The organism is Neochlamydia sp. AcF65, from assembly GCF_018342435.1.
Classification (GTDB): Bacteria; Chlamydiota; Chlamydiia; order Chlamydiales; family Parachlamydiaceae; genus Neochlamydia.
Window position 1 is genome coordinate 1 of sequence record NZ_JAEMUE010000071.1, and the last position, 10111, is coordinate 10111.

The following is a 10111-nucleotide window of genomic DNA, read 5'->3' on the forward strand; positions in this document are numbered from 1 at the left end:
GTAATGATTTACTTGTAAAGAAAATATAGCATTTTTTGATATAAAACTCTCCTAAAATATTGTCTCAGGGCAAAAAGGCTTTAAATCATGTTGAACTAAGTAGACCGCTTGATGATAAATGAGCGCTAGTAAAGCCGGGCAGTTAAATTTTACTCCTTTTCTTAGCCTTGCTGTCAGTCATATATTCTATAGACAATCGGTGCATACTCTATCCTTTAAAACAGCCAACTAATTAAAAATATTTTAAATACTTCTTAAAAGATAGTAACTCTTCCCGCTTAAGTGGTTCCCCTTCTATCTTTCTCTTAAGGACTCTGAGAGGGTTTCTCCTAAGAATTACAAAGCCTTTTTTATCTGAGAAGATGCCTGCTTAAATCAGCAACGAAGACTGAAGCTTTTTAGCTAGATTCTTACTTATGCAAAGAAAAGGAAAAAGCTGATTTAAACTTAAAGGCATACAGCTTCTTTTCTGCGGGCCTTTTGTCAGCTATTTAGATTCCTCACTCATATAGCTATATTATTGCTTTTAAAGAAGGACAAAAAAGAGGGCTCCTCTTCCATTATATAAAGTCTTAGCTACAAAACCTAAATCCTTGAGCAAGTTTTATATTATAATGCACATTTCTTACTCAATAAGATTTTTTAATTTATATAAACTAAATAACTCTCTTCGCACCGAAAATGTATAAGAAATTTTTAAAAATCTTCTTCCTTTAAATTTGCTATATCCTTATCCTTAAACGTAATATGATAAATCCTAAGAGATTATCTTAAAGCTGAGAATGAAAAGCCTATTAAGAAGGAATAGAAGTAGTTTTTTGGCTGCTCACTTAAAGCGAAGGAAGTACAAAGCTGCCTTTAAGCCTTGGTGCTTTTTAAGTAGTAAAGACCCCATTTAACAAAACTTTTCCTAATACTAATGAAGCGATGTTGTTAAATTCGTAAAAAAGGATACTATGAGTAATGCTGATATCGACGAACAACTAAATAAATTGCTATCTATTAAAGAGAAAAGTTACACTTTTACGATAGGTTCCAATTTGCATGATAAACTTGAAAAGCATCTTTTTTCGCTGAAAGCGATCAATAAAAAATGCTCTAAGGGAAAATGGGTTTATGAAGCTATCGCTGAAAAGCTTAAATTGGAAAACGTGGGTGATTTATCCAAACAAAGAAGAATTCAAGTTTTTTTAGATGACACTATCTCCAATGAGATTGAAAAACGTATTCAAATCTTCAAAAAAGTATACTCCAGCTATTCAAAAAAACAGTGGATCTTAGAAGCTATCCATGAAAAGCTAGATCGAGAATTAAAGCTTATTAAAGAAGAGTTTAAAAAGACTTATGCGACTGAAATGGATTCAAATGATTAACTTAACGTTATAAGCCTTTCAATAATTTATACTCTTACCTCTAAATTGCTTATCCTACACCTTTAAATTTAAACTTCATAAGCCTCTATACTCCATGATGTACTTATTTCTTGTTGACTAATTTTTAATAAAATAATGTTGTAGCTTATCAACTCGTTAAAAATAATTTTTTGTCTATATCCCCTCCTTCCCCTTTCCTTTTATTAAAGAATATCTAAATCAACGTGAAGTGGCTCTCAAACAAGAAAATTCCCCAATAGCTTATTCAAAATTCAATGGTGTTCGCTGGCTTTTTCTTGATGGGCATATTAATTACAAATTCAATCTGTTGGGCAAAATTTGAAAGGGCTGGACTTAAAAGCTATAAAAAGATGGCTTTATCGGCCATGTTTAGACGGGCTAAGATTGCTTAGAACAGGCTGCTAATCTGTAGTGTTCGTGCGGTCCTGCGTAAACATAGCATCACAGAAGGGGTTCTTATTATGGATGATAAAGATCACAGGCGATCAAAAAATGCTGAGAAATTGCATCATTTGCATAAAATCCGGGATAAAAAAACAAGTGGTTACTTTTGTGGTCAAAATATAGTATTTCTTCAGCTAGTGACTAAAAAATTTTGCATTTCCGTCTCCTTTGCCTTTTATTCTCCCGATCCCGTACTCACAAGATGGTGACAGGAAGTGAGGAAGCTAAAAAGGTGGGGAATTTCTAAAAAAGACCCTCCCCAAGAGCCTAAAAGGTCAATAGAATATCCAAAAAAGTATACACTAGCTTTGCAATTACTTAAAAATTTTGCCTGTGAATTTCCTGCTTTTAAAGTCGCTTGCGTACTCACTAATACTTTTTACGGCAATAGCTTGTTTGTAGATGGAGTAGAAGCTATTTGGCCTGGAGTGCAAATCATTACTCAACTTAAGAAAGAATCAAAAAGTCATGCGGGGTAAAAAGTCTCTCTCATGCCAAGAATTCTTTGAAGCCTACCAAGACTGGAAGCAGGAAATTTTCATTCGCGGTGATAAAAAAAAATGGAGTCCAAGCCGGGGGAGCAAGGTTATATGTTCCTTCTCATCATAGAAAACGATGGGTAATAGTCCTCATATATGAGGAAGAAAATGAGTATCGCTATCTTATGGCTGCAAATCTTTCATGGAAGATGAAAGATGTGGTGCAAGGATATATTTTGAGATGATTATTAGAGGTTTTTTATTGAAGATTGGAGTAGTCATTGTGGGTTTTGCAGTTTGGCCAACAGTGCGGCGTTGAGGGATCAGAACGACCTTTGATTCTAAGCCTGCTGTTTACCACTGCTTTCTTTTTCATTTGTCTCAAACAAATTTCATTAAGAACAAACTCCCTTTAGCAACCTTGGGGAGCCCAGTAGAAAAGTCTAGAGTGGATGCTTTGTGCCAAGTTGGAAGAGAAATTATTGAAAATGAAAATTCAAAAGAACTCTTCCGTAATTTCGAAAAGACGCTAGATGCAATCTTTGTTTTAAGGCCTTCTTGTGAACATTTAAATGCAGTACAAGAAAATGTAACTGTTGAGTTATCAAGAAAAGTTGCCTAGCTGTCAAGAATAAAAAAGTATATCATCGTGTATGCAGTTTAAGAGAAATAAAGAAAAAAATTTTGGTAGCTAGGGTGGGTCACTAAAACTGCCGACCCTGGGTCGCTAACCATGACGGATGGCACAGCTGCCAAATTAGCGATTAAGGAATAACGTTAGATTCTGTCATCCAAATGCAGCAAGAGGCTGTACAACAATCCGATCAGCTCGCTTAGACATTAATGAAAATGCCAGACCAAGAAGCAAGTATCTTCTCTTGGAGTGCCTAATTTTACTATGAATTATAGAATCCAAAAAGGATTCTACAATTCATTTGGCTCTTTAAACTTCCTTCAAAATGATAATTTTGGAGACACTGCTTTTTAGAATTGAGATGAAATGCGAAACATCATTTTCGAATGGCAAGCGATACATTTAAACCATCCAAAATAACGATTGCGTATATATTTGATAGCTTCTTTGCCCTGCACAGAAAAGATAAACAAAAAAATGATTTCCCAGACACAGTAGTGATCCCTCAATCCAGCTATAACAGCTTTCCATAGAATTTTTTGTCAAAAGGTGAACTAAGGAAATATTAACCCCTTCTCCAAACGATAAAACGGGAGTGCAAAATATAGGTCGGAAAGCTGCTCTTCTTTCTAGATGCACGCTATCCCAGCACTCGAAAATAAAGCATGCTAAAGATTAATCGACTCTCTCCAACTCTCAAAAAACAGGTATTTTTATCGAATAAACGATGCTTTTAGATGAGCTAAAAACTGGTTAAAATTCCATCAACTTGGCAATTCGCCAAGTCGATGCCAAAATTTATCAACCGCGGATGGTTCCTTCCCCAGAATAAGAAATAGGAGGCAAAGAATAGGGTTTTTTAAGAAGAGAATCAGGGTTAAGTTGTTGAACGACCTTAGCCAGCTGAGATTTCAATTTATTAATCGCTTCTTGGTACTGTTCCACTCCTTTTTGCTCATAAAATTATATCAAATAATCAATGGCTACAGGATCGTGATTTTGAGCAGCTTTTTGATATAAAAGATGGGCTATTTCTATCCGTCCTTTTTCTTCAAACTTTTGAGCAACATGGCGCAACAACGCCGTAAATTTATCTACTTTGGTCAAATAATTATCAAAAATGTTACTAATCATTTCAACTCTCCTTTTTAGTTTACATTTTTTTATTTAGTGATATGTTCATATTTATCATACACTCTATTAATGTCACCAATAATGTCACCTAGGAAAAAATTTATGCGAGGCGCAGGATCAACTCCCCCCTCCCCACCTCTTGAAAATATGCCAGTTGTTTCTTCCTTTAAAACACGTACAACTGAAATCTCTCAAACAGAAGAACAGCAACCTCAGAGAGAGGAAGGACAATCCACCTCTTTGCCTCCTTCTGCTTCTCAATTAGAGCGCATCCAACAGGTGAATTTGAATCAATCTGCCTAATACAGCCGCTTATTAAGCTTAGCTAAAAAGCGTAAAGGTGAAACATCTCAAATAGAGGAGCAGCAATCTCAGAGAGAAGAAGGGCAATCTACTTCTTCTGCTTCTCGCGTGCTTCCACTACAGCAGGATCAATCTGCTAAACGACAGCGCATATCCCCCTCAGCACCACCACCGCCAAATCGCCCTACTCCCCTACCTTGCCAGCGGCTCCAAGCCTACCCCCTGTTCCAAATAGTCACCATCCTTACCGTGCACCATCTCCTCTACCCTTTCCTATGCCTTTTCCTCAGAGTCTGCCTCCAACCTCAGCTGGTTACTATTCTTATCATGCGCAACCTCCAGCTACTTGCGCATGGCTTGGGAAAGTCAATGTATGAACGTGAAGAATTGTATCACTGGAAGGCTCAGCACCCCAATGAGCTTCCTAATCAGCGGCCAGAAAATATTCCTTTTCTGCCTCAAAATATGATGGGCGACAAGAAAAACCGAAAGATTATTGATGAACGCCTAGAGGATTGTTCAAATTTTTTTAAAATTGGACTTAACGCAGCGAGAACCTAAAGAAAATACTCATGCTTTATTTTTGCTTGGGCCGTTAAATACTTGGAATAAAAGGCTTTAAAACAGCAAAATATGTATTTAATTTGATTGAGGATTTTGATAACAGAGCCAAAAATTATGAGAAAAAATCCTTTTTATTTTAATGAAGCTATGATTAAAGAATGGTGTTTTCCAAACACTTTCCTTAAGGGTGAAAATTACATTGAAAAAGTTACTTTTTTAACCATAGCCACGGATACTTTATATGCTACAGTTCAAGGTAGCTCACCCGAGCCTTACCAAGTAAAAGTTTCTCTAAAAAATCAAGATTGGCAAAAAGGCTACTGCTCCTGCCCGTGTGATTTTTATCCTTGCAAGCACCTTGTAGCAGTCTTACTTAAAATGGCTCGTCAAGGTATTGAATCCTTGGAACCTCCTTTAGAAGAGATACTAAGAACCTTAGATCTGAGCACGCTTAGATCATTATTATTAAGGCTGATCGAGCAACATCCTTATCTGGTGAAGGATATTCGAATCTTTCTTATCCGCCCTGTAGCAACCGGGGAACCAACATCTCTTCTGGATACTCAAGTCATTGTTAGTGAAATGGAAGATATCCTTTATCAGGATTATGATTTTTGGGACGATGAAGGAGAGGGTTTAAGCCAGATAGCTTTAAGAATTGAAGAACTAATGGAACAAGTTATTCCTTTCTTAAAAGCTGAAGATGGGGTTAATGCTTTTGCTATTCTAAAGGCGATCACTAAGCCGTTAATAGAAAGAAAAGAAACCTTTACCGACTTTGGCGGAGATGACCTTTACGAGGAACTTTTAGATGCTTTAGCGTCGCTTTGGATAGAAGCCATTCTTATCAGTCATTTTTCTTCGCAAGAAAAAGCAGTCTGGATTGAAATTTTTTATGATTGGAACGAAGAATCGGATGGCGCTTTTGATGCTGCTCTTGAATTGATGAAGGTTGGCTGGGACTATCCCTTACTGAAAGCAGCTCTTACTAATCAAGCAGTTTTTGCTACTGAGCTAGATGAAGAGGTCAGCAAAAAAATTGCCAGCGTTGCTTTTCATGTTTTAAAACGACGAAAAAAGCTTGATACCTGTCTACTTTTAGCTCATCTAGCGCGCATGGACGAAGAATATGCGAAATTACTCATTGAGCTTAAAAGATATGTTGAAGCAGAAAATTTCATTAGTAGCCATATTCGAGACCCTAATCTACTTTTAGAGCTTTCTCAGCAATTTTATGGATGTAAAGAGCTCCAATTGGCTTTAAAAACAGCTCTTTGCTATAAAAGACCCCATGAAGAAGGTTGGCTAGCAAGAAATTTATTAAGATGGACAAGAGATCTAGCTTTTGAAGCAGGTCAAATCCAGATAGGTATAAGAGCTGGAGTAGATTTGCTTACTATGGCCTCTTCTTTGGAAGACTATAAAGCTTTACAAAAGGGGGCGCAAAGCCAATGGGATATCATCAAACCAGGCATTTTAAAATTTGTTCAAATTGACAGGCCCTACCATTATGAGGAGTCAATTAAAATTCTTTTATATGAGAAAATGATTGATGAAGCTATTAAGATTGCAGAAAAATTTAGGACTATTCCGGAGTTTCTTATTGAAGAAGCTTTAACTCAGCGGCCTGAATGGGCTTTAAAAAACTGTCAAAAACTTGCCACAGAGTCCATTCAGCAAGGGGCATCTTATTATGGCCGAGCAGCAGAGTGGTTGGATAAAGCTTATCTTGCTGCTATACAAGCACAATCTATCGCTCAATGGACTAAAAATATCCGGCAGCTTCTTGAGGAACACCATCGTAAACGCAATTTGGTTCCCAAGTTAAAAGAACTCCTTACCAAACATAACATTGACCTATAACTTCCATACCTTAGGAGAGAGAATCTCTTAAATAAGTATAGACGCAAAAGGCTTAAGCTCTATTCTTAAAGCACGCTTAACGAGATTTAAGTAAGCCATATCTATTTTTCTAAGTCGATAAGAGTTTTTGGAAAGGAACTGCCTCCCCCAGATTGCTAAATATTCTTCTCAATTTTGAGGAGAATTTTTAGGCTCCATCGTGTTTTTAAGCATCTTTCCCTATTGCAACAAGGCCCCCCTTTGTTACAAAATCTATTAAATGTCCTCAGAATTTGATAGAGAAACCTCAATCTGCTGCTATGGATAAATCTTATCAATCCTAGGCATGGCAGAAGCGGCAATGCGGATAAAATTTTAAACAACGCGCCTTATGGAAAGTAATCTCATTAGTCGACAGTAATTGATAGGTGCTCAGGATGATAAAGTCATTTTTCTGCTCGAAGTAAAAACAATATGCTTTTCATCTACTCTTTATGCACTCACGTACTTTATAAAGCCCCTTTTGTTAAGCATAAGCGGATCTTTCAGAAGGTTGGGTATGCAGACTAAGTTTTTTTAAAGCGTATAAACAGTTACCTTTGCACTCTATAGAAAGCGACTTAGATCTATTCTTGATTGAGTTTAAACGTGAAGTTGGCCATACGTGCTTTAAGCTTATAGTAACTTTTTTAACCTAGCTCTATCGTGATCTTTAGCTCTTCCTTTTCAAATCCTTAACTCTTCTCTATCATACTGAAGTGCTGCGTCTCTTTGCTTAACGGCAGCAAGCACTACTTCTTCATCTTCTTTTAACTCCTGGCTGGCGAACTGAAGTGCCCTATCATTTTGCTTAACGGCAGCAAGCACCACTTCTTTATCTTTGTTTAGCATCTGGCTTGCGTAATAAAAGGCTAAGCCATTTTGCTTAACGGCAGCAAGTACCACTTCTTTATCATTCTTTAATGCCAGGCTGGTGTACTGAAGTGCACAGCCATTTTGCTTAACGGCAGCGAGCACCACTTCTTTATCTTCTTTTAACTCCTGGCTTGCAAACTTAAGTGCCAAGCCATCTTGCTTAACTGCAGCAAGCACAATTTCTTTATCTTCCTTTAGCTCCTGGCTGGCGTACTCAAGTGCCCAGCCATTTTGCTCAACGGCAACAAGCACTACTTCTTTATCTTCTTTTAATGCCTGGCTGGCGTACTCAAGTGCCCAGCCATTTTGCTTAACAGCAGCAAGTACAAATTCTTTATCTCTTTTCAATACCTGGCTTGCGTACTTAAGTACCCAGCCATCTTGCTTGAGGGCAGCAAGCACCACTTCTTTATCTTCTTTGCTTACATACCCAAGTGATCGGCCCTCTTGCTGCACAGCAGCAAGCACAATTTCTCTATCTTTTTTTAATTTCTTGCCTGCATGCCGAAGTGCCAGGCCATTTTGCTTAACAGCAGCAAGTACCACCTCTTTATCTTTCTTTAAACCCTGGCTGGCGTACTGAAGTGCGCAGCCATTTTGCTTAATAGCAGCAAGCACCACTTCTTTATCTTCTTTTAATTCCTGGCTGGCGTACTCAAGTGCCAAGCCATTTTGCTTAATAGCAGCAAGCACCACTTCTTTATCTTCTTTTAACTTCTGGCTTGCAAACTTAAGTGCCATGCCATCTTGCTTAACGGCAGCAAGGACTACTTCATTATCTTTTTTTAAATCCTGGCTTGCGTACTCAAGTACCGAGCCATCTTGCTCAATAGCCGCAAACACCACTTCTTTATCTTCTTTTAACTTCTGGCTTGCGAACTTAAGTGCCCAACCTTTTTGTTGAACGGCAATAAGTACAAAACTTCTCTCATTTTTAAGCTCTTCAGGCGCATACTCAAAGGTCGAGCCATTTTGCTGGACGGCAGCAAGCACCACTTCTCTATTTTCTTTTAATTTTTGGCTGGCATAATAAGATGCAAAGCCATGTTGCTTAACGGCAGCAAGCACTACTTCTTTATCTTCTTTTAATGCCTGGCTGGCGTACTCAAGTGCCAAGCCATGTTGCTTAACGGCAGCAAGCACCACTTCCTTATCTTTTTTTAATTCCTGGCTGGCGTACTGAAGTGCCCAGCCATCTCGCTTAACGGCAGCAAGCACCACTTCTTTATCTTTTTTTAACTCCTGGCTTGCCTCCCGAAGTAGCCAGCCATTTTGCTCAACAGCAGCAAGCACCACTTCTTTATCTTTTTTTAATTCCTGGCTGGCGTACTGAAGTGCCGAGCCATTCTGCTTAACGGCAGCAAATACTACTTCTCTATCTTCTTTTAATTCTTGGCTGGCGTACTGAAGTGCCCGGCCATCTTGCTTAACGGCAGCAAGCACAAAACTTCTCTCATTTTTAAGTTTCCCATGCGCATACTCAAAGGACGTGCCATTTTGCTGAACAGCAGCAAGCACGACATCTTCATCTTCTTTTAATGCCTGGTTGGCGTATGCAAGTGCCTTACCATTTTGCTGAACGGCAGCAAGCACCACTTTTTTATCTTTTTTTTGAACTTCACTTGCATACTGAAGTTTCAAGCCATCTCGTCTAACGGCAGCAAGCAGACATCTCTTTTCTTTATTTAATTCTATTTCTGATAGCCACTCCCCCACATGTCGCGGCTCCTTCTGAACGGCAACAGCTTCCTTACTTTTCCTGCTTTTTAGCTTAAGCTCAGCAGGCTCAGGGGTCCAAACGTTTTGCTGGACAGCGGTAAGCATAGCGGCTGTATTACTGGAAGGGAAGCTAAGCTGTGGAGATGCAGGATGCACCGCTGGGGGGGAGCTAGGGTAGCATTTTTGATGAGTAAAGTCCCAAATGCCTACAACTATATTTCCTAGAATAGGAATTAGCAAGATGATACACCGTTTAAAGCTTTTCTGACTAAGATGTCGATAATAGGAGCTTTTATTTATATTTTCTTTTTGTTTAGAGCGTAAAATGACCTGTTTTTGAAAAATATCAAATAGGTTAGTTACTGTACTGACGATGGGTATGTAATCAGCCACCTTATCTATATAACTGCAAGCCTGAGATAACTTATTTATTTCCACTGAATATCCCTCAATAACGAGCTTAAATTAAAAACAACTAAACACAATCATGTTATTAAATTTAAAAGAAAGCAACAAGTTAATTAAATACAACCTATTAAATAAAGCAGCTACTTCTTTCCTTAAAACGATCACTTTTACATAAGTAGTTCAACATGATTTAAAGTATTTTTGCCCTGAGATAATATTTTAGGAGAGTTTTTTATCAAAAAATGCTATATTTTCTTTACAAGTAAATCATTACA

10 protein-coding genes are annotated in these 10111 nt (G+C 37.9%); 7 read left to right on the forward strand and 3 right to left on the reverse strand.

What is annotated here, in order from left to right; genetic code table 11:
• Positions 1–956 precede the first annotated feature (956 nt).
• The 4 genes from NEOC65_RS08805 (at position 957) to NEOC65_RS08820 (ending at position 2939) form a co-directional block, all read left to right on the forward strand.
• Complete coding sequence (locus NEOC65_RS08805; RefSeq protein WP_042242503.1) at positions 957–1373, forward strand: hypothetical protein; 417 nt, start codon at positions 957–959, stop codon at positions 1371–1373.
• 680 nt (positions 1374–2053) lie between these two features.
• Entirely contained in the window at positions 2054–2317 is a 264-nt protein-coding gene (locus tag NEOC65_RS08810) for a hypothetical protein (RefSeq protein WP_213156283.1), read from the forward strand.
• Between the two features lie 68 nt (positions 2318–2385).
• A complete protein-coding gene (locus NEOC65_RS08815; protein WP_213156284.1) occupies positions 2386–2562 on the forward strand; it encodes a hypothetical protein in 177 nt (58 codons plus the stop codon).
• 176 nt (positions 2563–2738) lie between these two features.
• The gene (locus NEOC65_RS08820; RefSeq protein WP_213156285.1) at positions 2739–2939 is read left to right on the forward strand and encodes a hypothetical protein; all 201 of its coding nucleotides are present in this window, start codon (positions 2739–2741) and stop codon (positions 2937–2939) included.
• An 813-nt stretch (positions 2940–3752) separates the two neighbouring features.
• Here the strand turns inward: NEOC65_RS08820 and NEOC65_RS08825 are convergent.
• A complete protein-coding gene (locus NEOC65_RS08825; RefSeq protein WP_213151864.1) occupies positions 3753–3896 on the reverse strand; it encodes a hypothetical protein in 144 nt (47 codons plus the stop codon).
• A gap of 18 nt (positions 3897–3914) precedes the next feature.
• Positions 3915–4085 carry a hypothetical protein gene (locus tag NEOC65_RS08830; protein ID WP_213151863.1) on the reverse strand — a complete coding sequence of 57 codons (171 nt, stop codon included), beginning with the start codon at positions 4083–4085 and terminating at the stop codon, positions 3915–3917.
• A gap of 102 nt (positions 4086–4187) precedes the next feature.
• On the opposite strand from NEOC65_RS08830, the gene NEOC65_RS08835 reads away from it, so the two are divergent.
• The 3 genes from NEOC65_RS08835 to NEOC65_RS08845 all read left to right on the forward strand — a co-directional run bounded on the left by NEOC65_RS08835 (position 4188) and on the right by NEOC65_RS08845 (position 6815).
• Entirely contained in the window at positions 4188–4388 is a 201-nt protein-coding gene (locus NEOC65_RS08835; protein WP_166158341.1) for a hypothetical protein, read from the forward strand.
• A 108-nt stretch (positions 4389–4496) separates the two neighbouring features.
• Positions 4497–4949, forward strand: a complete 453-nt coding sequence (locus NEOC65_RS08840; protein WP_213156286.1) for a hypothetical protein — start codon at positions 4497–4499, stop codon at positions 4947–4949.
• Positions 4950–5066: 117 nt separating this feature from the next.
• Positions 5067–6815: an SWIM zinc finger family protein gene (locus NEOC65_RS08845; protein ID WP_213156287.1), complete on the forward strand. Its 1749-nt coding sequence runs from the start codon at positions 5067–5069 to the stop codon at positions 6813–6815.
• A gap of 705 nt (positions 6816–7520) precedes the next feature.
• Here the strand turns inward: NEOC65_RS08845 and NEOC65_RS08850 are convergent.
• The gene (locus NEOC65_RS08850) at positions 7521–9866 is read right to left on the reverse strand and encodes a DUF4116 domain-containing protein (RefSeq protein ID WP_213156288.1); all 2346 of its coding nucleotides are present in this window, start codon (positions 9864–9866) and stop codon (positions 7521–7523) included.
• Positions 9867–10111: the final 245 nt, after the last annotated feature.